The 24,814-nt window shown below is 44.7% G+C and carries 18 protein-coding genes; 9 read left to right on the top strand and 9 right to left on the bottom strand.

The genetic code is table 11. The features are described from left to right. Positions 1 to 58 precede the first annotated feature (58 nt). The 3 genes from R7Z41_RS00640 to R7Z41_RS00630 all read left to right on the top strand — a co-directional run bounded on the left by R7Z41_RS00640 (position 59) and on the right by R7Z41_RS00630 (position 3,981). Positions 59 to 1,327: a DUF945 family protein gene (locus R7Z41_RS00640; RefSeq protein ID WP_005378002.1), complete on the top strand. Its 1,269-nt coding sequence runs from the start codon at positions 59 to 61 to the stop codon at positions 1,325 to 1,327. A 137-nt stretch (positions 1,328 to 1,464) separates the two neighbouring features. Continuing rightward, positions 1,465 to 2,559, top strand: a complete 1,095-nt coding sequence (gene serC, locus R7Z41_RS00635; protein ID WP_005378000.1) for a 3-phosphoserine/phosphohydroxythreonine transaminase — start codon at positions 1,465 to 1,467, stop codon at positions 2,557 to 2,559. Positions 2,560 to 2,649: 90 nt separating this feature from the next. Continuing rightward, complete coding sequence (locus R7Z41_RS00630) at positions 2,650 to 3,981, top strand: D-serine ammonia-lyase (protein WP_064353825.1); 1,332 nt, start codon at positions 2,650 to 2,652, stop codon at positions 3,979 to 3,981. A gap of 98 nt (positions 3,982 to 4,079) precedes the next feature. Here R7Z41_RS00630 and cydC read toward each other — a convergent pair whose 3' ends face one another. The 3 genes from cydC to trxB form a co-directional block, all read right to left on the bottom strand. Then, a complete protein-coding gene (gene cydC, locus R7Z41_RS00625) occupies positions 4,080 to 5,801 on the bottom strand; it encodes a heme ABC transporter ATP-binding protein/permease CydC (protein WP_054574046.1) in 1,722 nt (573 codons plus the stop codon). Continuing rightward, the gene (gene cydD, locus R7Z41_RS00620) at positions 5,794 to 7,581 is read right to left on the bottom strand and encodes a heme ABC transporter permease/ATP-binding protein CydD (RefSeq protein ID WP_042521981.1); all 1,788 of its coding nucleotides are present in this window, start codon (positions 7,579 to 7,581) and stop codon (positions 5,794 to 5,796) included. The genes cydC and cydD overlap by 8 nt, the downstream gene beginning before the upstream one ends. Positions 7,582 to 7,684: 103 nt before the next feature. Beyond that, positions 7,685 to 8,644, bottom strand: a complete 960-nt coding sequence (gene trxB / locus R7Z41_RS00615) for a thioredoxin-disulfide reductase (protein ID WP_005377991.1) — start codon at positions 8,642 to 8,644, stop codon at positions 7,685 to 7,687. Positions 8,645 to 9,003: 359 nt separating this feature from the next. Here trxB and R7Z41_RS00610 point away from each other — a divergent pair, with 359 nt between their 5' ends. Together R7Z41_RS00610 and R7Z41_RS00605 are read left to right on the top strand one after the other, a co-directional pair. Then, positions 9,004 to 9,660 carry a 2OG-Fe dioxygenase family protein gene (locus R7Z41_RS00610; RefSeq protein WP_005377989.1) on the top strand — a complete coding sequence of 219 codons (657 nt, stop codon included), beginning with the start codon at positions 9,004 to 9,006 and terminating at the stop codon, positions 9,658 to 9,660. Continuing rightward, complete coding sequence (locus R7Z41_RS00605; protein WP_318136292.1) at positions 9,644 to 10,879, top strand: cysteine desulfurase-like protein; 1,236 nt, start codon at positions 9,644 to 9,646, stop codon at positions 10,877 to 10,879. Before R7Z41_RS00610 ends, R7Z41_RS00605 begins: the two co-directional genes overlap by 17 nt. A gap of 90 nt (positions 10,880 to 10,969) precedes the next feature. Here R7Z41_RS00605 and R7Z41_RS00600 read toward each other — a convergent pair whose 3' ends face one another. Further along, positions 10,970 to 11,794, bottom strand: coding sequence for a DUF2797 domain-containing protein (locus R7Z41_RS00600; protein WP_005377984.1), 825 nt, complete (start codon positions 11,792 to 11,794; stop codon positions 10,970 to 10,972). Between the two features lie 336 nt (positions 11,795 to 12,130). On the opposite strand from R7Z41_RS00600, the gene R7Z41_RS00595 reads away from it, so the two are divergent. Then, positions 12,131 to 13,468: a GGDEF domain-containing protein gene (locus tag R7Z41_RS00595; RefSeq protein WP_031781257.1), complete on the top strand. Its 1,338-nt coding sequence runs from the start codon at positions 12,131 to 12,133 to the stop codon at positions 13,466 to 13,468. A gap of 142 nt (positions 13,469 to 13,610) precedes the next feature. Here R7Z41_RS00595 and R7Z41_RS00590 read toward each other — a convergent pair whose 3' ends face one another. The 3 genes from R7Z41_RS00590 to R7Z41_RS00580 all read right to left on the bottom strand — a co-directional run bounded on the left by R7Z41_RS00590 (position 13,611) and on the right by R7Z41_RS00580 (position 17,778). Then, positions 13,611 to 14,981 (bottom strand): SLC13 family permease, encoded by a 1,371-nt coding sequence (locus tag R7Z41_RS00590; protein ID WP_017634863.1) that lies wholly within the window; start codon positions 14,979 to 14,981, stop codon positions 13,611 to 13,613. 219 nt (positions 14,982 to 15,200) lie between these two features. Then, on the bottom strand, positions 15,201 to 15,935 hold the full coding sequence (locus R7Z41_RS00585) for a vancomycin high temperature exclusion protein (protein WP_149191894.1): 735 nt from the start codon (positions 15,933 to 15,935) through the stop codon (positions 15,201 to 15,203). A gap of 154 nt (positions 15,936 to 16,089) precedes the next feature. Beyond that, positions 16,090 to 17,778 carry an NAD-dependent malic enzyme gene (locus R7Z41_RS00580; RefSeq protein WP_005377977.1) on the bottom strand — a complete coding sequence of 563 codons (1,689 nt, stop codon included), beginning with the start codon at positions 17,776 to 17,778 and terminating at the stop codon, positions 16,090 to 16,092. A 213-nt stretch (positions 17,779 to 17,991) separates the two neighbouring features. Here R7Z41_RS00580 and R7Z41_RS00575 point away from each other — a divergent pair, with 213 nt between their 5' ends. From R7Z41_RS00575 to R7Z41_RS00565, 3 genes are all read left to right on the top strand, one after another. Continuing rightward, entirely contained in the window at positions 17,992 to 20,346 is a 2,355-nt protein-coding gene (locus R7Z41_RS00575) for a helicase-related protein (protein WP_318136297.1), read from the top strand. A 288-nt stretch (positions 20,347 to 20,634) separates the two neighbouring features. After that, positions 20,635 to 21,012 (top strand): hypothetical protein, encoded by a 378-nt coding sequence (locus R7Z41_RS00570; RefSeq protein ID WP_005377965.1) that lies wholly within the window; start codon positions 20,635 to 20,637, stop codon positions 21,010 to 21,012. 330 nt (positions 21,013 to 21,342) lie between these two features. Next, positions 21,343 to 23,016 (top strand): alkaline phosphatase D family protein, encoded by a 1,674-nt coding sequence (locus R7Z41_RS00565; RefSeq protein WP_158173811.1) that lies wholly within the window; start codon positions 21,343 to 21,345, stop codon positions 23,014 to 23,016. 78 nt (positions 23,017 to 23,094) lie between these two features. On the opposite strand, the gene R7Z41_RS00560 is transcribed toward R7Z41_RS00565, so the two are convergent. Then, on the bottom strand, positions 23,095 to 24,198 hold the full coding sequence (locus tag R7Z41_RS00560) for a phosphoribosylaminoimidazolesuccinocarboxamide synthase (RefSeq protein WP_025766834.1): 1,104 nt from the start codon (positions 24,196 to 24,198) through the stop codon (positions 23,095 to 23,097). A 203-nt stretch (positions 24,199 to 24,401) separates the two neighbouring features. Beyond that, positions 24,402 to 24,794, bottom strand: coding sequence for a SulA-like leucine-rich domain-containing protein (locus R7Z41_RS00555; RefSeq protein ID WP_005377962.1), 393 nt, complete (start codon positions 24,792 to 24,794; stop codon positions 24,402 to 24,404). Between the last annotated feature and the right edge of the window lie 20 nt (positions 24,795 to 24,814).

Below are 24,814 nucleotides of genomic sequence, written 5' to 3'. Positions count from 1 at the left end.
TGTTTTCTCCGCAGGTGGTTTGGGGTAGACTGACCGAAAATATCTAATAAGTGACGTTATGCAAAATCTTAAAAAAATCGGCGCCATTGGTGGTGCTATCTCATTAGCACTGTGTTGGCCATTGGCTGTCGGACAAATTGGTCAGTCCATCATTGAAGATGGTATTACCAATATGAATGATGAAATGATTAAAGGCGAAGTGGTCGAGTATCAGCGTGGCTATTTGTCTTCAGTCGTGCTGACTCGTTATTCAGTTGTTGATCCTGAGCTTAAAACGCAGTTAGAGCGTGATGGTATGCCAACGACGTTTGACGTAACCAGTGATGTTAGCCACGGTCTAACAAGCCTAACAGCAGATTCAAAATTGGTGGACAATGACTTTTTGCCTCTCACGATGCATAGCCAGACTCAACTAAATGGCAATACAGCATTTATCCTCGACCTAGACAGTTGGCATTATCGTAACGAAGCGCAAGGTGTTTCTGTTTCTACAAGCCCTGCAAAAGTAACAGGTGATGTGACGGTATTGGGTGATCTCAATTACCAAGTTTCTGTTCCTTCTGTTCAAGTGGATTTTGAAAACGGTGAAGAGCTTCATCTGAATGCATTGACAGGGCAAGGTAAAGGAAAGCAAGCAAAAGGCTATTGGCTGGGTGAGCAATCTTTTTCTCTAGAGAAGCTGGATGTGGTTGATGCGAACTTGACGCCTGTCTTTTTGATTGAAAATGCGAGCTACCGTGGTAACACTACGATGAGTGAGTCTGGTGATAAGCTGAACAGTCAATTAAACCTAGATGCTAAGAAACTACGTTTAACTGATGGGACGGATGTCGATAACTTTAAGTTGGATTTCTCAATTGCAGATGTGGATAGCCAGTCTTTTGATCAAATTATGTCTATCTATCAAAGCTCTCCTATGCTAGATGAACAGGAAATTGCGAATTTATTGCCGCATGTCGATACGCTGTTTAGCAAAGGTTTTGATTTATCCGTGAACGAGCTTTCACTCGCGTTCGGTGACGGCAAGTTCCACAATGAGTGGCAACTATCCATCCCTGAAGGTACTGAGCATATTTCTCAAGATCCAATGAAGTTGGTGACGGCCACTACTGGTGAACTTAGCACTTACTTCTCTGATGAATTAGTAACGCATTACCCATTTATTCAAGAAGGGATTGATGAGCTCCTTATTATGGAGTTGATCGAAAAAGTAGAGGGCGGTTATCAATTAAAAGCAGAAATTGGTGAAGGCAAATTGAAGTTCGAAAATGGGCATGAGTTCCCATTGGTGGCTCTACTTATGCCTGCTTTGATGCAACAACAGTAATTCGTGTTGTTGCGAATTTGTTCCAATTCAACGCTTAGTCTTTAAAAAGAGGTCGTAAGACCTCTTTTCTTGTTTTTATCACTGCGAAAACGTGATATTAATTTCGTAATATTTACATAGCAGGAGCAATGAGCATCATGGAACAAAATACGGACAACGTATTTAACTTCAGTGCAGGGCCAGCAGGTCTGCCTAAAGCAGTTATGCAGCAAGCACAACAGGAACTAATCGATTGGCAAGGCCTTGGTACTTCGGTCATGGAAATCAGCCACCGAAGCAAAGAGTTCATCAAAGTTGCAGAAGAAGCCGAGCAGGATTTACGTGATCTTCTGAATATTCCGGACAACTATAAAGTACTGTTCTGCCAAGGTGGTGCTCGTGCTCAGTTTGCTGCTGTTCCTCTAAACTTACTTGGTGATGCCGATACGGCAACTTACATCGATGGTGGTTATTGGGCTGAAAGCGCGGTAGCTGAAGCGAAAAAATACTGCGAACCAGACGTGTTTGATGCAAAAACAGAAATCAACGGGAAAGTCGCGGTTCTACCTGCAAGTGAATGGAAAATTGCTCCAGAAGCGGCTTACGTTCACTTCTGTCCAAATGAGACCATTGATGGTATTGAGATTAACGATCTTCCTATCACCGACAAACCGATTGTTGCTGACATGTCTTCGACAATTCTTTCTCGTGAAATTGATGTGTCGAAATACGGTGTGATTTACGCGGGCGCTCAGAAAAATATTGGTCCTTCCGGCATTGCTATTGCTATCGTGCGCGATGATTTATTAGGTATGGCGAAGCAGGTACTACCAAGTATTTTGGATTACACTGTTTTGGCAGAAAAAGAATCAATGTTCAACACGCCACCAACCTTTGCATGGTACCTGTCTGGTCTTGTTTTCAAATGGCTGAAGGCACAGGGCGGAGTAAAAGCGATTGAGCAAGTGAACCGCGCTAAAGCCGCGCTACTGTATGATTACATCGATCAGTCTGATTTCTACCGTAATGGCGTGCACTCAGCAAACCGTTCTTTGATGAACGTGCCATTTCAACTTGCTAAGCCTGAACTGGATGCAACCTTCCTTGAGCTAGCAGACTCTAAAGGGCTGAAAGCGCTAAAAGGTCACCGAGCAGTTGGTGGTATGCGAGCATCCATTTATAACGCAATGCCGCTTGAAGGCGTTCAAGCGTTAGTAGACTTCATGCAAGAGTTTGAGAAAAACTACGCGTAAGCTCAAACTGATAACTGATATTTGTTCTCCAAAGCGTCGCTATTGCGGCGCTTTTGTTTATCTCAACTCACATCATTCCAGGAAGGTAAAATGACCAAGGCAAATATTGAAGCGCTGACTAAGCAGTTCCCACTCTTGGCAGCACTTATTGATCTTGAAGAGGTTTGTTGGTTTAACCCCCATATCACTTCCTTGGAGGAAGGCTTACCTCATGTCGGGTTAGATGAAAAAGATATTCAAGCGGCGAGTGAACGGCTAGCACGATTTGCGCCTTATTTGATGAAAGCGTTTCCCGAAACGGAAACGTCGCGTGGCGTTATTGAGTCCGCAGTGGTGGATATTCCCAATATGAAAGTGCGTTTGGAGCAGCAATACGACACACCAATATTGGGCCATTTAATGCTCAAAAAAGACAGTCATTTGCCAATTTCTGGTTCGATCAAAGCGAGAGGTGGTATTTATGAAGTGCTCACTCATGCAGAAAAGTTGGCGTTTGAAGCCGGCTTGCTCTGTGAAAGCGATGATTACAGCAAATTGTTCAGCAATGAGTTTCGGCAGTTTTTTAAGCAGTACAGTATTGCAGTTGGCTCAACCGGCAATCTTGGTATGTCCATCGGTATCATGAGTGCGAAGCTGGGTTTTTCAGTTTCAGTCCACATGTCTGCGGATGCGCGGGAATGGAAGAAAAATAAGCTCCGGTCACATGGTGTTAATGTCGTAGAGCACCAAGAAGATTATGGTATTGCTGTCGCGCAAGGTCGTAAAGAGGCAGAAAAAGATCCCAACTGTTTCTTTATCGATGATGAAAACTCACGGACGCTGTTTCTAGGTTACTCTGTTGCGGGTGAGCGTCTTAAGCAGCAATTTGATGACTTGGGAATCGTTGTTGATGAGCATCATCCATTGTTTGTTTATCTTCCTTGTGGTGTTGGCGGCGGGCCTGGTGGCGTGGCATTTGGCTTGAAGGTAGCGTTTGGCGAGCATGTCCATTGTATTTTCGCGGAGCCAACGCACTCCCCGTGCATGCTGTTGGGCGTACATACAGGCTTGCATGACGATATTTCGGTACAAGATTTGGGTATCGATAACATCACCGCCGCTGATGGCTTGGCAGTCGGGCGTGCCTCGGGATTTGTCGGAAGAGCGATGGAAAGGCTACTTGATGGTTTTTACACCATTGATGACGCTCGTATGTATCACCACTTGGGTGAGTTAAGTGAACTGGAAGGTATTAATCTAGAGCCTTCTGCATTAGCCGGTATGATTGGGGCAGTGCACGTCTCGAATAACCATGCTTATCAGTCTCAAATGAAATTTGACGAAGAAAAACTCAAAAACGCAACACATCTTGTTTGGGCAACTGGTGGGGGCATGGTTCCGGAAGATGAAATGGCGGCTTATCTCAAAAAATCTGGTCGGTAAATCAGCACTGTATACGTGCTTAATTAGGTAACTAATTAATACAGGAATAACAAAAGGGCTCATCGTTTGATGAGCCCTTCTCGTCACTGAAAATCGAATTATAGAGATTGTAATAGCTGGTAGTAACGACCTTTTTGAGCGAGTAGCGTTGGATGGTCGCCTTGTTCGATGATCTCACCTTGTTCCATCAAACAGATGCTATCCATACTTTCTAACTCTATCAGTCGGTGTGTAATGAATACTACTGTCTTATTAGCAAAGTGTTCATTGAAAAGCGCCATCACTTTTTGTTCCGTACGCTTATCGAGGCCTTCAGTCGGTTCATCTAAGAGTAGGATTGGGGCATCACGTAGCAATGCTCGAGCAATGCCGATTCGACGTTTCTCACCGCCAGATAACTGACGACCGCCGTCGCCTAACCAAGCGTCTAACCCCGGCTCTTCAAGAAGTCCGCCAAGCTCGACTTTTTGTAAAATAGTAGACAGTTGCTCATCACTTGCATCCGGAGCGGCCATGAGTAAGTTGTCACGTAGTGTCCCGTTTAGTACATCTACGCGTTGACTGATCACAGTCATTGCTGATCGCAGGTCCGACTCGCTCCAATCTTGCAGTTTTGTACCACCGATTCGAACTTCACCTTGGTTAACATCCCAGTAGCGGCAAAGAAGCTGAATCAGTGTTGATTTACCTGAACCTGTTTGACCTACAATTGCAGTTTTAGTGCCCAACGGTAGTGAGAGTGACAAGTCTTTCAGCACCTTTTGCTGACCGTCAGGGTAAGTAAAATCTATGTTGTCGAATTCAATGTCTAACGTTGTGTCTTTATGTTTCGACTGCTCAGGGAAGACAACGTCAGGTTCAGCCAAAATTACTTCATTTAAACGACGAGCAGAGGTCAACGTTTGACCGAGATACTGGAATGCGCCCGCGATAGGCATCAGAATCTCAAAGCTCGCCATGGTTGCAAACGCAAACAGCGCAATCCAAGGATCAGGAGCACGACCACCTACGCCGTCTGCAGCAAACCAAAGCATCACAACCAGTGTAATGCCGTTCACCAGCATAAGCAGGCCTGAAGCCATGCCCGTTAAGTTCGCGTTCACAAATTGGTTAGACAGCAACTGCTTCTGCTTCTCTAGAATGAGATTACGATAACGTTCTTCTGCTCCAAAGATACTCAGTTCGCTGTAGCCTTGAAGCCAGTCCAGTGTCGCCACTCGCAATTGCGCTTTATGATGAGTGAGATTCTCGCCATTGTTTTTACCCAGTTTATAGAACAGCACTGGCCATACAAACAACATGACGGTAAGAATCGAGCCAAGCAGTAGGGCGAGATGCCAATCAAAGAACGCTAGGACAGCCGTTAAACTCAATATGCCAAAAATACCAATCACGACAGGGCTGATAAGTCGAAGGTATACGTGATCCATCGCATCTACGTCCGCTACTAGACGGTTGAGCAGATCGGCATCACGCATCGTAGAAACACGACCCGGAATCAGTGGTGCAAGTTTCTTAAAGAAGAAGATACGTAGATCGGTAAGCAGCTTGAACGTTGCATTGTGGCTAACGACACGTTCTCCCCATCGACCTGCGGTTCGAGCCATTGCAGCGCCGCGTACCCCGGCACCTGGTAACATGTAGTTGAAGGTCTCACGAGCAACCGTCAAGCCTGCCACCGCTGCGGCTGAAATAAACCAACCTGATAGCGTTAATAAGCCAATAGATGCCGCTAAGGTCAGAAATGCCAGTAGCATACCTAGCGAAAGACCAAACCAGTGTTTCTTATAGAGTTTTAGATAAGGGAGTAAATCACGCATCTAAGTTCCCCTTGTCTGTTTCACGTTGTGCGAGGTTCGCTTCCAACATGTCTTTAAATAAGCCATCTTCTGTCGACAGTGTGGCGTAATCACCACGTTGAACAATCTGGCCGTCCTGCATAACAAGAATTTGCGATACGTTTTGTAAAGGCGCAAGTTGGTGAGTAATCATCAAATTCGTTGTGGCATGCGCATACTTGTTAATGCCTTCCATCACGAGTTTTTCACTGCGAGCATCTAAGCTTGCGGTTGGTTCATCTAATAACCAAAAACGACCATTTTGTAGCATGGCGCGAGCCAGTGCTAAACGCTGCGCTTGGCCGACAGATAAACCACCAGAACGATCAGATATCGGATAATCCAACCCATGCATTTCAACAAATTCAGCAGCGTGAGAGTCATTCAACACAGAATGTACGTCTGCATCCTGAACATTGTGCTTACCTAGTGTGATGTTATCTCGAATGCTACCGTGTAATAGCATCGGGTTTTGACCAATCCAGCTTACTGCCTCTCGCCATGTGGCTAGATCCAGTTGCGACAATTCACAACCATTAATCTTCAAGCTACCTTGATAAGGCATGAAACCGAGGATGGTGTTTACCAAGCTTGTTTTACCTGCGCCACTTGGTCCAACTAAAGCCGTACTTTTGTTGGCTTCAAGAGAGAAGGATAGGGGACCTGCGAGCTGCTTACCTTCCGGACTAAAAATGGTTAACTGGTTCGCTTCAATATGGATAGGGCTGTTTTTATCTAACGCTTGGGTACCATCTTTGATTTGATCGACTTCCAAATCCAGAAACTCGACAATGCTTTCTGCTGCCCCAACCGCTTGCTGTTTCGCATGATAGAACGTGCCCAAATCACGTAATGGCTGATAAAACTCTGGAGCAAGAATCAGAATGAACAAACCAGCAAAGAGCGTAACACCTGTGCCGTAGTAGCCGAAGTCCAGCTCCCCGATATAACTAAAGCCAAAGTAGACAGCGGTAATTGCGATAGAAATGGAAGTGAAAAACTCTAACACCGCAGAAGACAGAAACGCGATTTTCAGAACGTCCATGGTACGAGTACGAAAGACTTCTGAAGCACCCTTTAGCGTCTCAGTTTCAGATTTTGTTCTATCGAATAAGCGAATGGTTGTCATTGCTTGCAAGCGGTCATAAAAGTGACCCGACAAACGCTGCATCGCTTTAAAGTTTTTACGGTTTGCTTCTGCGGCTTTCATCCCAACCAGTGCCATGAAAATAGGCACTAGTGGTGCAGTGACCAGGAAGATCAAGCCTGCTGCCCAGTTTACTGGGAATACGACAACCAAAATGATGAAAGGCACTAGTACCGATAATGACATTTGAGGCAAGTAGCGTGAGAAGAAATCTTGCATATCTTCTACCTGCTCTAAGATGAGCGTTGCCCAACTGCCAGCAGGTTTGCCTTTGATGTAAGCTGGCCCAAGCTTATGAACTTTATCTAAAATGAGTTGGCGAATATAAACTCGAATTTGCTCCCCGCAACGGTAACCGGCAAGCTCTCGACCCCAGGTACAAGCAGCTCGACCGATAACCGTGCCACCGAGCCCAACAAAATGCCAAATGAGCTCGGCTTTGTCGACTTGGTCAATGATTAACTGGTGCAGAATGGAGGCGAGCAGGGCTGCTTGAGCCAATAAAAACACGCTTGAAAGTACGCCTAGGCCTATCGCAATCATAAGCCAGCGCTTGGCTAACTTACTTTGTTGCTTCAGCCACTTATTCAAGCTGCTTTGCTTTTTCTTATCCATCGTGAAGGCTTAATGATAATTGTTTTAATGAGGCGGTAGTATACAAAAGAAAACCCAGCGGGAATACCGCTGGGCTTTAAGGATATGACACAAATGTGAAAAGTTATTTGTCACCAAGTGAGTCTAAGAAACGTTCAGCATCTAATGCAGCCATACAACCTGTACCTGCAGAGGTGATCGCTTGACGGTAGTTGTGGTCCATTACGTCGCCAGCTGCAAATACACCTTCGATACTAGTTTGTGTTGCGTTGCCTTCAAGACCTGATTGAACGATGATGTAGCCATCTTTCATGTCTACTTGGCCTTCAAAGATTTGTGTGTTTGGCTGGTGACCAATTGCGATGAATGCACCCATTACATCGATATCTTCTGTCGCACCGCTGTTCACGTCTTTAATGCGGACGCCCGTTACGCCCATATCGTCACCCAGTACTTCATCGAGAGTGCGATCGGTATGAAGAACGATATTACCGCTTTCAACTTTATCCATCAGACGTTTCACAAGGATCTTCTCTGCGCGGAATGAATCGCGGCGGTGGATCAGGTGAACTTCTGACGCAATGTTAGATAGGTATAGCGCTTCTTCAACAGCCGTGTTACCACCGCCCACAACTGCAACTTTCTGATTACGGTAGAAGAAACCGTCACAGGTTGCACAAGCAGAAACGCCGCGACCTTTAAATGCTTCTTCAGACTCAAGGCCAAGGTATTTTGCTGATGCGCCGGTAGATATGATTAAGGCATCACAAGTGTACTCACCTGAGTCGCCTTTTAAACGAAATGGGCGTTGTGATAGCTCTACTTCATTGATGTGATCAAATACGATTTCAGTTTCAAAACGCTCGGCGTGTTCTTTCATGCGATCCATCAATGCTGGACCTGTCAGTCCCTCAGCATCGCCTGGCCAGTTTTCAACTTCAGTTGTGGTGGTTAGCTGACCACCTTGTTGCATTCCCGTCACAAGCACAGGGTTTAAGTTTGCACGCGCTGCGTAGACGGCAGCTGTGTATCCTGCAGGACCAGAACCAAGAATTAATAATTTACAGTGTTTTACGTCGCTCATTATGGCTCCAAAAAGGGCGTAACATTTCCCTCGATTGTATGGAAATTCTTAGTGCTTTAAAAGCATAAACAACGATTGTGATCGAATAATTGGTTATAGATTAGAACCCACTAAATATTGATTGAGAACGTTGACTTCTAGCATAAAATTCTATTCGTAGTAGAGAAGTCTAGTTTCAAATATTGTCAAAGCGTAAAACTGAAACATGGCTCTGTTTTTGTGGTTTGGTTTGGTTTGTTATGTTGTTTTCGTCGTTTTGTTGAAGCTATCAACGTTAAAAGCTGGTAATTGCAGAATATTTGCGTAACCTAGTGTGTAAATTAAATGTTAATTAATGTGCCTCATTAAAGGAGCAAATGATGTTACATTCACGTGAGAATACTCTACATTTAACACAGCTCAGCATGGCAGCAATTGAGCAGCTTTCCCCATCGTTTGAAGAACTGCCTCGTACCGAACATGCAGATGGTCAGTATCGACTACGACGTTATTCTGTGGTTGGTTTTGATAACGGCAAAGTCATCGACTTAAATAAAAATAGCTTTGTTCAATCCTCTGATATCAACCGATTTCAAGGTGATGTTGTAAGACAATTCGAGCCAATTGAGAAGGATATTCTTACCAGCGATGGATTTCGAGAAATGTGTGAATTGTTTGTCAATGCGAATCATCTGCCAAACGGTCAAGAAATAGAAATTCACCAAATCCGTATCAGGGCACTGGAAGAAGAAACCCAAGTAGCACCTGAAGGTGTGCACCAAGACGGTTTTGATCACATTGCAATGGTTGGTGTGGGACGCCATAACATCATCGGTGGCGACATCATGCTGTACAGCAGCCATAACCAAGCCCCATTTTTCCGTAAAGTGCTAGAAACCGGAGAGGTCGCAATCTTGGCTGATAGCAAGCTGTGGCATAACGCGTGCCCAATCCGCTCTGTTATTGATGACGAAGCGGGCCATATGGATGTATTTGTACTCACTGCTACGGATAAGCGTAATGAACTTCAATCTTAATCAGATCAGAGAGCAATTTCCGGCGTTGGCTCAATACCACAACGACAAGCCCGTGACGTTTTTTGATGGTCCAGGTGGCTCACAAGTGCCTCAACCAGTACTAGACAGCATGGTTGGGTATTTAGGTCGTTTCAACGCTAACTTAGGCGGGCATTATTTTTCTAGCCAAGTGACCGTTGACGTAATGCAAAATGCGCGTGAGTCGGCTCAGGCTCTACTTAATGCACCTTCATCTGGCAATATTGTCTTCGGTGCCAATATGACCTCGCTAACCTTTCAGCTTAGTCGCGCGATTAGTCGAGATTGGCAAGCAGGAGATGAGATCATTGTTTCCGCTTTGGATCACTATTCAAATGTATCCAGCTGGCAGCAAGCGGCAGAAGATAAAGGCGTTACGGTTCATCAAGTTCGTATCAACGAAGAAGATTGTACGCTGGATATGGAGCATTTAAGCCGCCTTCTTTCTGATAAAACGCGCCTTGTCGCTGTGACTTATGCATCGAACACGACGGGCTCTATTGTGGATGTACAGCAAGTAGTCAGCATGGCGCACAATGTTGGGGCACAAGTTTATGTGGATGCCGTCCATTATGCGCCTCATCATTTGGCTGATGTTCAAGCGTTAGGTTGTGACTTTTTAGCTTGCTCAGCTTACAAGTTTTTCGGACCGCACGTTGGTATTGCTTACATAGCCGATCAGTGGCTCCACAGTATTCGCCCTTACAAAGTCGAGCCTGCCACTAATATAGGCCCAGGTCGATTTGAAACAGGAACGCAAAGTTTTGAAGGTCTTGCTGGTGTCGTTTCTGCGGTTGAGTATCTGGCTCAATTTGGTGAAGTCGGTTTACCTCTTCGCCAACGATTGGAGCAAAGCTACCAACTGTATGAACAACATGAACAGCGCTTGAGTGAGCGTTTCTTACAGCGTTTGAATGCATTAGATGGTGTCAATCTATTCGGTATCGCAAAGGAAGATAGCCAACTCCGCACGCCAACTTTTGCGCTAACGTTTGACCGATATTCTCCAGAGTTCATCGCGAAAACACTGGGTGAACATAACATTTGTGTATGGAATGGTCACTTTTATGCGTTGGGCTTAGTTCGTCAACTTGGTTTAGAAGAATCGGGTGGTGTAGTGCGAATTGGTTGTATGCATTACAACACAATAGAAGAAGTCGATATGTTATTCGATGTGCTAGAAAGCATCCTTGACGCATAACTAACGATTTCTTCCTAATAGAAAAACAAAAGCTCGAGTCAAACTCGAGCTTTTTTCGTTTTTATTTGAATCAACGCGTTTTACAAGCGATTACTCACTAACTTCAACTTCATAGGAAGTGAATTTTCTTACATTAATAACGCCAGTATCAAAGATGAGGTATTGACCTTTGATGCCTTGCAAAGTGCCAGTAACAACCGGGTTTTTATCGAAGTTATGCGAAGTGATCTTCGTTGGGTGCTGTTGTACCGGGTAGCTAAGGTCGGTAATGCTTTCGTTTAATACTTCAATGGCATCTTCGCCGAATTGCTGTTTTATCTCGGCAATTTTCTCTTCGACTAAAGGCAATAGCTCAGCAAAACGGTCCTGCAATGCCATAGGTTCACCGTCACCTTTAAGCAGTGTGCGCCAATTGGTCTTGTCTGCGATATGTTTCGCCAGTTCAACTTCAATTAAACCGGAGATATGGCGAGTTTTTACTTTAAAAATTGGCAAGCCCTGAGTCGCGCCTTGGTCAATCCAACGAGTCGGGATTTGAGTATGACGAGTAATACCAACTTTTAAGCTGGATGTGTTGGACAGGTAGACAAAGTGATCCACCATGCAATTCTCTTCACCCCATTGTGGTTCGCGACAAGTCCCTTGATCGTAGTGGCAGGTCTCTGGCTTCATGATACACATGTCGCAGCTTGCTAGCTTTTTCATGCATACAAAACAGTGGCCTTGCGAATAACTCTTTTTCGTTTTCTTTCCACATGAGCAACAAAAAATATTGCCAGTGTGAGTCAGTGTGAGCGTTTTACCCAGAAACGGAGTTAAGTCGATTTCTTCCTCACCGACAGGAAGACGGTAGTTGACGGCACCGTCCAGAGAAGCACGCATTTTGTTTAGCGTGCCAGTTGCAATTAATGACATGACATTACTCATTATTGTGTTTTTGCACAGTATATACTGAAGTGGAGAAGAGATGCAGGGTTGACAGGAGCTTTAAAGTAAATGTCTTGCACTAAATTATTATGCATCGTGTTTTATTTTCTAAAAATTATGGCTGTGAAATGCTTCGCAAATAGAAGTTGAGCTGCACTTTTTAGAAATTTTAAAACGTGATAACGGTTCAAAATCCGTTACTATGTGTCGAAACTAAGAATTGAATGAGAAAGTGATTTTATTTCTTGATAAATCACCTTGATTTCATTTTTTGAAATTATTGAACCTCACGTATTGCATATAATCTCAGCAGGTCACTTGCCCATGAAGTGGATCCATAACTTTATCTTTGCTCTTTCTATTTGCACTATCAGTTTGGTTGCCCTTTATAGTGTGCTTGGCGATACGCGAAAGCTGACCATTACACCTGAGCATTTCAATATCTATGCAACTAAAGATGCCAGTGAAGGAGGTGTGAGTGAGGCTGATATCACATACGATCGGCAAAGCCTAGTTCTTAGCTGTGAACTAAAGCAGAGCTCGTATGCTTGGCCTTACTGCGGAATCTCGGTTTATACCGATTCAGCAACGCCAACACAGGGTATTGACCTTTCCAACTACCATACGATTCGATTGAAGGTGCGATATGAAGAGGCAGGAATAGGGGCTAACCCTAGCCACGACCTACGTTTGTATCTTCGCAATTATAATTCTGAGTATTCCAAGCCGGACGACGAGTACACCATTAAATATAATGGCATGCAGTTTTCTCCGTCGGGTTCGAGCGATATTGTCGAAATTCCGATTAAAAATCTTCAGGTGATGACCTGGTGGTTAGCGGATAACGGAGTCGCGATTGAGCACTCTGCACCTGAATTTTCAAACATCACACGTATTGATATTGCAACTGGGTCTGGTGCGGCACTTGGTAAACATAGAATTGTGATTGATAAAATTGAGTTTGAAGGCGCTTACCTTGCGCAAGAAACATTGTTGTATGCATTATTACTCTCTTGGATGGCGCTTGGACTGGCTTTTTCACTGCATGAGTTACGAAAAAATAGAGTGGCTTATGAAAAAGCGCAAAAGCGTCACCGTCATTTGGAAAAGGTGAATGATACTTTGCGAGCTCAAAACTATGAGTTTGCAGAGCTAGCGCATCGAGATGCTTTGACGGGCGCGATGAACCGATATGCTGTGCAACACTGGCTGGAACAACAATCTCGTCAGGTTCGCTGGGGGCATAACACCTTCAGTATTCTCTATTTGGACTTGGATAAGTTTAAAAAGGTGAACGACAAATTTGGGCACCAAATGGGGGATGACATATTGCGCGAATTTGTCATGGTGGTAGCGACTTCTATTTACTCAGACGATCGACTCGTTCGTTGGGGCGGCGAAGAGTTTGTCGTATTTTGCCCTGATACCAATATTGAACAAGCGTTAGAGAAGGCAGAAATGATTCGCAAAAATGTGGAGGATCATTTGTGGGTGCACGGTGAATCATTAACTTGCAGTATTGGCGTTGCCCAAATGCAGAATGAACGCGTCTCAGAAACCATGGCGAGAGCTGACGAAGTGTTGTATCAGGCGAAGCGCAATGGCCGCAACCGAGTGGAAGCTCATTATGGTTTACTTGCTTGCGAAAAGAAGCAAGCCTGATAGCCGTTCACTGAAAGGAAAGAAAAAAGGTGGCCAACTGGCCACCAAGAGGGAAACTGCTGAACACCACTTAGGGGGGAAGTTTGGGTTATCGATACGATTACCGTGAGCAGCAGTGTAGTGCTAATCGAACTTGCTATTTTTACCAGAACAACCAAGCGAAAAGCGTTAGTGCAGCAATACAGGCAATGTTTAATACGAAACCAATTCGCATCATTTCTTTTTGCTTGATATGACCCGTACCGAACACAATCGCGTTTGGAGGTGTTGCAACAGGTAACATAAATGCACAAGATGCAGCGACGGCAATCAGTGCAGAGAGAATAACCGGAGACATGCCTAAGGCTTCTGCAATGGTCGCAAATACAGGGACAAGTAGCGCAGCACTGGCGGTGTTACTCGCAAACTCAGTTAAGAAGACAACAAAAGCAACCACTGCAAGAATCGTTAAGAGAATACCGGCTTGCTCAAGGAAGCCTGACAAGCTATGAGCCAAAAATACGCTTGTTCCGGTTGCTTTTAGGACGTTACTCAGACAGATACCACCACCAAATAGGATTAACACACCCCAGTCGGTTGTTTTCTCAATATCTTTCCACTCGACGGCGCGAGAAGCACCAAGTAGAAGGATGGCGCCAATGGCTACAAGAGTATCGAACTTCGCGAAGCCACCCAGCATAGCGTTAATAGGCTTACTGAATATCCACAAAGTTACGGTCAGTAAGAAAATCGCCAACGTAATCATTTTGCCGTTTGTCCATTCGACTGGTTGATGGTCAAGGTCAAACTTGTGGCTAAGGTCAGGCTTAGTCATCGTGTACAATACGAGGATAGCGATTGGCATTAATACTAGGGAAATAGGTACACCAAACTTCATCCATTCAGTGAAGCTAAGGCCAACTTCAGCTGCTGCAATTGCGTTTGGTGGGCTACCAACCAGTGTTGCAATACCACCAATTGAAGCACTGTAAGCGATACCGAGTAGAACAAACAAAAAGGTGTTGTGGTTTTTCTTGGCGTCTAGCTTTGTCATCACACCCAGCACAAGCGGTAACATCATCGCGGCGGTGGCGGTGTTTGAAATCCACATTGACAGGCCAGCACTCACACCAAATAGCATGAATACAGCGACAGACATTTTTCCTCTTGCCAGCAATAGTACTTTATCTGCAATAGCTTGATCTAACTTTTGTTTATGTAGAGCCGCAGCTAGTGCAAAACCACCCAAAAATAGAAAAATGATGGAGTTGGAAAAGTTATTCAGTGCGGCTTGAGTGTTGAACACACCCAAAAATACCGCAAGTAGTGGTATGAGCAGCGCAGTAATGCTGACGTGAATCGCTTCGGTTAGCCACAAAATAGCAACAAAAACTAAGATGCTCAGGCCGGTTACTACTTGTGGTTCAAAGGGTAAGGTATTAAACAAGATAATGAACAATAGGATATTCGCGTTCAAAATCATGCTGTTGCGAGTGAAGAACCAATTCTTCAATGTCACAGCGAGTGCGGTCATGGGTAGTGCTCCTTTTGCATTGCCTTTTGTCGGTTTTTTTATAGCAAAGTAACTGACTTGTAGTTATTTATTGATGAAATGTTACTTTGAATGCGAAAAAGAGTTTTGCCTGAATCGTAGAGCAAATTAGAAAGTGTGATGTTGAGAATTGGAAATGGGTAGAAAACTACCCATTTGTTTTATAGAAATGTTACTAGGCTTGTGAGCCACGTTATTCCTCTATTCGACGGGGACTTGAAGAGGCTCGTTAGCTGCTTTATTTGGCTCTTTTACTGCGACGATAGGTTCTTGAGGGCCAAGAAACTTAGGCTGCGTATTGATAATGTACAGGTCTAAAAACGCTTTCACACGGGCTAGCAGTTCTCGAACACGCATCGATGTTTTTTGCTTGTTGGCCGTCGGCCCTGCTACCGCGAGACACTGCGCATCAATGCTGTAAGCATCAGCGATGAACAGTGCGCGTTCGCAGTGAAAGCGTTGAGTCACAATCAGAAATCGCTCCGAAGCAAAAATTTTTTTCGCTCGTACAATCGAATCTAAGGTACGAAAGCCAGCATAATCAAGGTGAATCACTTCTTCAGGCACGCCTGCTTTAAGTAAATCGCGTTTCATTGTCCACGGTTCGTTGTATGAACGGTGGGCGTTATCGCCACTCAATAAAAACTGTTTTACTTTGCCTTGGTTGTAAAGCTCAATCGCCGCATTAATGCGATGAGTGTAGTAAGTGTTGAGGATCTTTCCGATGTACTTACTGGTACCAAGAACTACGGCAACCTCATGTTGAGGGATTTGCTCGTATTCAGTGAAAATGCTCTCTTTGGCTTGTAAAACTACCCATCGGTCGATGGCAACAACAGAAACAAGCAGACTAAGTGCAGAGATCGACAAAATCAAAGCAAATCGCTTCCAGGAAAATTTCAGCTTCCACTTTGATCTTATGCGAGAAAACAACAAAACGTTTTATATCCTTAACTAAAAATGTAGTTCTCATCATATCTGATAGAAACAAAAAGAGAGAAGCCCATTTATGCCAAAATCTGGTTAGGATGATAAAAAAATAAAAGCCCCTACATGGTAGGGGCTAATTATTAAACGAATTGTCTCAAGCTTAGAACGCAGTGCGTTTGTAGCGGCGGTAAACAGGTTGCCAGAACGACTGTTCAATCGCCACGTTCAATGCTTCATCAGTAATTTCTAATGCGACACCTTGTTCAATTGCCTTTTTACCAACGGCAAATGCGATTTTTTTCGATACTAAGTGGATCTCTTCTAGTGGTGGAAGTAGTGCCCCACGACCGTTGATTGCTAGAGGAGAACATGTTGCTAGCGCGCGACTTGATTCCATTAGCATCTCGTCAGTGACACGTTTTGCATTGACAGCAAGTACACCAAGGCCAATGCCTGGGAAGATGTAGCTGTTGTTACATTGTGCAATAGGGTAAGTGCGACCTTCATGAACCACTGGCTCAAATGGGCTACCTGTTGCAACCAGTGCTTCACCATTTGTCCAACGAATGATGTCGTTCGGTGTCGCTTCCACGCGGCTTGTTGGGTTCGACAGAGGGAAGACAATCGGACGCTTACAGTGTTTATGCATTTCTTCGATGACTTCTTGGCTAAATAGGCCAGGCGCACCAGAAACACCAATTAGTACCGTTGGCTTGGCGTTACGCATAACATCGAGTAGTGAGAAGCCATTTCCTTCATTTTCCCACTCTTTCGTATTGGTATGCTTTTGCACCAAGCGTTGTTGGAAATCAAGAAGGTTAGGCATGCCTTCTTGTAACAGACCCCAACGGTCAACCATGTAAACTTGTGAGCGAGCTTGCTCGTCAGAAATTCCTTCCGATACCATTTGTGCGATGATCGCTTCTGCGATACCACAACCAGCAGACCCTGCGCCTAGGAAGGTAATACGTTGTTTAGAAAGCTGAGTTCCTGCTGCTTTACAGGCGGCAAGTAGAGAGCCAACAGTAACAGCTGCAGTACCCTGAATATCATCATTGAAGCAACACACGCGGTCTTTGTAACGCTCTAGAAGAGGCATCGCATTTTTCTGAGCAAAGTCTTCGAACTGGATCAAAGCATCAGGCCAACGGCGCTGTACCGCTTGGATAAACTCTTCTACAAATGCATCGTATTCTGCACCCGTAATACGAGGATGACGCCAACCCATGTACATCGGATCAGCTAAGCGTTGCGGGTTATTGGTACCCACATCAAGCACGATTGGTAGCGTGTAAGCAGGGCTGATACCACCACACGCGGTATATAGTGACAGTTTACCGATAGGAATACCCATGCCGCCGATACCTTGGTCACCCAAGCCAAGGATACGTTCGCCATCTGTCACAACAATCACTTTAACGTTGTGGTTTGCTGCGTTGTTCAGCAAGTCGTCAATACGATCACGGTTCGGGTATGAAATGAACAGACCGCGACCACGACGGTAAATGTTAGAGAAGTTTTCACATGCTGCGCCAACAGTCGGCGTGTAGATGATAGGCATCATCTCAGAAATGTGATTTTGCACTAGGCGGTAATACAATGTTTCGTTGGTGTCTTGGATGTTACGCAGATAAATGTGCTTATCCATATCGCTTTCGAAACTTTTGTATTGCTGGTAGGCACGTTCCACCTGCTCTTGGATAGTTTCGGTCGACTCTGGAAGCAGACCTTCTAAGTTGAATGAACTACGTTCTTCAGCAGAGAATGCACTGCCTTTGTTCAAAAGAGGGGTTGCTAAAAGAGCCGGACCCGCATATGGAATATATAGTGGGCGTTTATCGTTGTTCATTGGGTGCCTTATGTAGGGTTGAAGGATGCGCACCAAATTTTAACGGGTTCACTATTTAGTTGTAAACATGCGTTGATGCACATCAATGTAATGTCGCAAAAAAATTCAGATACCGACGAAAATATCGGCAATATTGGTTGTTTAGAGATACCTAAAGCAGGATTTTTTTACTTGGGTATAATGTTTTGCATCATCAAATCAAATCCAATTTCTATGTTTCAACTACCTATCGACAGCCTGCAAGCCGAGTTTGACCATCATGTAAGCCTTAACCATCTTGTGGTGGAAGCCGAAACCGGGTCGGGTAAATCTACCCGCTTGCCCATGTGGGCGGCAAAACACGGACGCGTTCTGGTTATTGAACCACGTCGAATTGCTTGTACCTCGCTGGCTGAATTTCTTGCGGAGCAATCTGGAGAGCCAATAGGTCGCAAAGTCGGTTACGCGGTCAAGCTTCATGCCTACTTTGATGAAAAAACCGAAGTTGTATTTGTGACTCCGGGGGTTGCACTGCGTTGGTTTTCGGAAAACAAGCTAGCAGACTTTGATGTCGTGATAGTGGACGAATTTCACGAGCGACGCTGGGATATTGATCTATTAACCGCCATTTTGAAGCAAGAAAATCAACATCGATTGATCGTCACTTCCGCTACCTTAGAAGGCGAAAAGCTTGCTCGTTACCTGAATGCTAAGCGCCTGAGTTCGGAGGGACGTTGCTTTCCAGTCACGGTGACACATCGTTCTACAGACAGCCGCTATTTACCGAACAAAAAGGGATGTGAACAGGAGGTTGTCGGAGCGGTAAAAGAAGCACTGGAAGATGAAGATGGCGATATTCTTGTTTTTCTCCCAGGACGTAAAGAGATCGCCCAATGCGCGCAGATGCTACAAAGCAGCAGTGATGTCATGGTGGTTAAACTTCATGCCTCGGTCAGTGATGAAGAACGACATCGTGCGCTGACGGTACCAAAGCAACGGAAAGTCGTATTGGCAACCAACGTCGCGGAAACCTCTCTGACCATTCCTAATATCCGTGTGGTAATCGATAGTGGTTTAGAGCGCAGAACTGTACAACGAAATGGACGTACAGCACTGACATTAACCAACATTTCTAAGGCCAGTGCCGCGCAGCGAATGGGGCGAGCAGGTCGCGTTACCGAAGGGGCTTGTATTCGTCTATATGGTGAGCACGCGCCTTTAGAGTTGGTGACACCTCCAGAATTAGACAGAGAAGAGCTCGTCGAACCCATGCTGGCAGCGGCTTGTTGTGGATACCGTCTTTCAACACTCGATTTTCTCGACTCAATTCCCCCAAAGTCGCTAGAGGCATCTCATTCGACATTGTTATCTATGGAAGCGATTGATGAGGATGGCAATGTCACGCAGCACGGTAGAAAAGTATACCCACTACCTATTGATGCACAGTTTGCTGATCTCGTTACCAGAATTCAAGCGAAGCCAGAGAAGGAAGCAATGATTGACTTGGCAGCAGCATTATCTGTGCCTGCTCAACTCTATCAGCGACAAAGTGGAGAAGTCGCTGAGCTTCTATCTCAAGAGGAACCATACGGGTGTGATGCCTCTTTGCTTATCCGTTTGGTTCGGGGGGAGCGACTTCCGGGCATTGTCATTGATGCCAGCGCACTCGAAGAGGCACAAGGTTTAGCGAAACAAATGCGAGAAGTATTTGAATTACCGGAACTTGACGTTGCCTCTCGATATAAACGTGAAGCGCTCTTTTTCTCCATCGCCTCATTGCACCCTGAGCTTGTGTTTGTCCGACGAGCTCGTCGAAGGGATGCTCTAGGAAATGGCGTAGTCGAGATGCTGGTTGGGCGTAACAGCCGCTTTCCTGATAAAGAAGAAGCGGCCATCGTGCTAGATAGCCATAGCGTGCCAGGACGAGGCGTTAAGCAAACACTGAACCTCGCATCGGTTATGATGCCTATCCCGCTGACATTATTACGCGAACTTGAGCTAGGGGAGTGGCAACAAGGTGAGACGAATTATGAAGAGGAGACCCCAAGAGCAACGATGCATTTGGTCTACGCCGGACGAACAATCTGTACTGAACATCAAGCGTTAAAAGGTGATGTTGCTGTTCAGTCTATTGTCGAAATGATAGAAGACGAGACACTGTTACCAGGATTTGCTTCTCAAAGAAAACAACAAATCCAACACTGGAAACTCTACAACGCATTGGGCCTTAATGTCGAAGGAGAAGAGGTTAACGACTTGGCCTCCTTGACATTTTCTAGCTGGTTAAAGGATCAGTTGGAAACATTAGGCGTTGAAAATGTCGATGATATGGCGTTGTTTGAACCGGAAGACTTAACATTTAACGGTGTTCCAGAATGGGAATACGACGATTTCACGGAGCAGTACCCTTTAGAACTTTCGCTGCCAGAACTCCAACTGGATGTTGAGTATTACGCGTCTCGCAAGCTGGTACAGGTCGTTTATCGAGAGGGAAACCGTAAGGGGGACCCGAAGCGTTGGGAGCTGCCACGTTGGGCTGGTTGGAAGATACAGTATAAAAAGGCCAGTCGAGTGATTGATGTAAAGTAGGTCGGCGGATGACGTTGTGACAAGAATTGATATTTTCTTGGTGAATCTATAATGATTTCATATTGATAGCGTTACTTGCGTGTTGTTTTTAGTTTCTTAATTGAAATATTAATCAATTGAATGCTTATATATGGCGAAGCTGTACATCAGTTGTTACAAAGCTGGTTTTAATATTTCCTTTTGTATGTAAATTAGGGCATAAAAGACGAATGTTTTATATCCCATTGCTATATCAAAACAGTTGAACGATATTTGGTATATCTCATTTTCGAGTGTCGGGGGCATAGAATGGATCAACAAGGAAAGACGTGCATTGAATTCGACTACACTAGCTTTTTAGGAGCGACAGGTAGTAAAAAATGGACCTTTTTAGAGGCATTTGCCACCATCGCGCCTATTTTCGGTTTGATGTGGAAACAGAACATTGCGGAATTGAGCAAGCCTGAAGATCGGTTGTGGGATGCCGCATTAAAATCGATGTCTTCTCGTAAAAGTGATGAATCCAATTTGGTCCGCTTAACCCAGCTAGCTAAACATGAAGGGATCAATGAATTGCGAGTCGTTATGCCATATTCGCTCGATGTTCAGCAAATCGAGTACATAGAATCTCGCAGTCAGTTGAAGGTGGACACGTCAGAACAAGATGTTCTTAACATCAAGTTTTAGGCTGAGTATTTCCACTTCATCGATGTACTACTTAACAATAGTGCAATGAAAAGCGACCTCAAAGTAGGTCGCTTTTTTATTTTGAGGTTTTTGTCACAGGTCTTAGGAAGTGTGATGAATATAGAGTATTTGCACTTAAGTTAACAAAAATGTAACGTTTGGAAATGCAATTGTCATAACTAGCTTCTAACTTTGTGTTTTTAGGACAAATTACCGACTAAGTGGTTGGTACTGTAAGTTCGAATTAACGTCCCTTATTGGCATACAAGGATGATTGAGTCACCACGTCATTTGGGCATAAAAACAAACACAATAAGAAAGGAAGTCAATATGTCTTTGTCTCGTCGAGACTTTATGAAAGCTGCCTCTTCAACGGCGATTGTTACCGGACTGGTGGGCTGTGGTAGCGATGCTAGTGAATCTGTTGCGGTTACCTTTGAGCACGGAGTGGCGAGTGGAGATCCTACTCAAACACAAGTAATCATTTGGACTCGTGTTACGACCTCAGCAAGCTACGCAGATGTAAGCTGGCAAGTTTCATCTAACGAAAATTTTACTGATATCGTGCAAAGTGGCACTTTTGCCACAGACACGAGCCGAGATTTCACGGTAAAAGTCGATGTTCAAAATCTCAACGCAAATTCTCGCTACTACTATCGATTCATGGTTGGAGATGTCACTAGCGAAGTCGGGCAAACTCAAACATTACCAGAGGATGGTGTAGAAAAGGCATCCATGGCGGTTGTTTCTTGTGCAAACTATCCTGCTGGCTATTTCCATGTGTATCGAGAGATTTTAAATCAACATGAGCAAGACCCGTTTGATGTGGTGCTTCATCTCGGTGATTACATTTATGAGTATGGTGCTGGTGGCTACGCTAGTGAAGATGCTGAGGCACTAGGGCGAGAGCCAAGCAAAGGCACTGAATGTATTACCTTAGATGATTACCGAAAACGGTATGCGCAATATCGCCAAGATGCTGATCTGCAAGCGTTACATGCGAGCCTACCAATGATTGCTGTCTGGGATGACCATGAGCTTGCAAATGATACTTGGAAAAATGGTGCGGAAAACCATCAAGAAGAGGAAGGCAGTTTTAATGATCGTCGTGCATCTGCGGCTGCCGCGTGGACAGAATGGTTGCCCGTTCGTGAAAACACTTTCTCAAACATGCTGATTTACCGTCAGTTTTCGTTTGGAAGTTTAGTCAATTTGATGATGCTCGACACGCGACTTGTGGGGCGTGATAAACCGTTGGATTATTTCTCGCTCAGCTCACCAACGATGGAAGCTATTGGCGGTTTAGTTGCCCAGTCGCGCAGTCAAGACCGAGAGCTGTTAGGCGCTGACCAACTCGCTTGGCTGATGGATGCGTTCAGTACGCACGACGCAACTTGGAATGTGCTAGGGCAACAAGTGTTAATGTCTCGTATGGAGTTGCCAAGTTCGGTTATGACCGCGATGTTTCAATTGTTTACTGCCACTGAAGAACAAAAAACAGAGGCGTTATTAGCGGTAAACTCTGCGATTACGGGTTATCTCTCTGACCCAAGTTTAGATACCATTGCTTTGCCATATAACCTAGATGCATGGGATGGTTACTACGTTGAGCGAGAGAACGTTTATCAACTGGCCAAAGCCAGCAGTGGTAACTTTGTCTGTTTGGCAGGAGATACGCACAACGCATGGGCAAGTGAGCTTAAAGACGTATCTAAGCATCCTATCGGGGTAGAGTTTGCGACTAGCTCTGTGAGTTCCCCTGGGTTAGAGGCCTACCTCGCGTTAGACCCTGTTGCGATCGCTCAAATGGAATACACGCTGCCGCACTTAGTGTCAGAATTACAGTGGGCAGACATCAAACAGCGTGGCTTTATGCGCGTTACTTTTACGCCCGACAAGGCAGAGTCGACCTGGTATTTCGTATCAACGATTAAAGACAAAACATATCAGGTGACGACCAAGTCAGCCTCTACAACAGATGGCACTACGTTAAATATCGGCTAAACTGAGCCTAATACGAAAAAAGTCCGCAAGCTAGTGCGGACTTTTTATTGGAAAGCATTTAGCAATCTAGCGACAGTGCTAGTCAATCAATCCGTATTCTTTGCTCAGAACTTCGATGATTTCCGCTTTCGGATTCTCACTCAAATGAATCGGCTTGCCTGTAATCTTCTCGGCAATACCAATGTAGGTGCTCGAAATCGCCATCAAAGATTCGACGGGTAAAGCATTATCACGAGCGAGTGCTTCACGCTCTGGCATACGTTCTTTATTTAGCAAGATATCTGGGTCAGGGAAGTGGTTAAGTAGGAACTGGCGGAAACCTTCTTTTGAGTTCTCTACGATGTGACCTGCTTGGTACTCTTTAGCATCCCATATACGAGACGAGTCTGGTGTACCCACTTCATCCATGTAAATCAGCTTTTCATTGCCAGCAGCATCATGAACATAACCAAATTCGAATTTGGTATCGACAAAGATTTGGTCGATTTCTTCTAACGCTTGGCTGATAACGTTAAAGCCTTCTTTCAGCAATTTTTCGTAGAGTGCGATATCGTCAGCGCTTGAGAAGTTAAATGCTTCGTAGTTGTCTACGATGTTTTGACGAGTAATATTCACGTCATCCGCTTCTGGCACACCGGGAATGCCTTTTAGAATGCCTTTTGTGGATGGGGTCATTAGCAACTCTGGCAGTGCTTTGTCTTTTTCTAACCCTTCAGGAAGTTGGATTCCACAAAACTCGCGCTCGCCATTTGCGTAAGCGCGCCACATCGAACCCGTGATGTATTTGCGGCAGATGGCTTCGATTTTTGCCGGTTTGGCTTTTTGTACAATCCAAACAAATGGGTGAGGAATGTCTAGAATATGGCTATCTGCTAAGCCATTTTCTTTGAACAGTTTGAACCAGTGATTAGAAATCGCATTAAGCGCAGCCCCTTTACCCGGGACACCATTAAGACCACCTTCAGCATGCCAAATACAATCGAACGCAGAGATTCGGTCGCTAATCACCATGATAGCCAAAGGCGCATCTGGCGCGACATTGTATCCTTTTTCTTTGATCAGTCGGGCGCTGTCTTCATCAGTTAACCAGTAAACTGAACGAACTTTTCCACTATGAACGGGTTTATGGGTGCGAATTGGCAGGTCGTCATTGACGGCAAGTACTTGATTAGCAAGGCTCATTGCGACATTCCTATCATCTTAATCAAACGTCAGAAAGAGAAGATATTCAGCAAAATGTGGGCGCTGAATAAATCGAATGTGGGCATCATACCAGAACTATTTTAACTCGCCAGAGAAAAAGCAAACGTTTGCCTATTTTCTTTAATACAAAAAAAGCCCCCTTAAAAAGGAGGCGAGATGCAGGATGGATAACGTCGAACTTATTAGTGGTACTTATTAACTCTGCCTTCGACGAAAAAGACTTCACACTGATAGCGCTGCGCCATGTCGCGCAACATCGATTGATTCATAAGTGCAATTTTATTGGATGCGACAACAGCACTGGCATTGCCTGAGCGGATGGCTTTTATCACGATCTCGACTTCTGAAAGCTGTTGAGAGGGCTTCATTTGAATAACGTTTTTACAGCAAATATTAGAAGCAGTGAGTTGTTCAAAGTCTGGACGAGGGCAGTCTGCTGTAAACAAAATCCATTGTTTCTGCTGCGATAAAACAGCCAGCTTAGATAGAAGCTGATCCGAAACGGCCATGGGCTTAGTTGCTTGTGCCAATACGTTGTAACGAGAGTATGTATGAGATTGACTTTGTAACTGCATCTTACTGTTCCTTTATACAT

This window comes from Vibrio sp. 1457, from assembly GCF_033340195.1.
In the GTDB taxonomy this organism is placed as follows: domain Bacteria; phylum Pseudomonadota; class Gammaproteobacteria; order Enterobacterales; family Vibrionaceae; genus Vibrio; species Vibrio alginolyticus.
The sequence above is the reverse complement of the archived record's forward strand: the minus strand, read 5'-3'. Positions and strand labels throughout refer to the sequence as shown.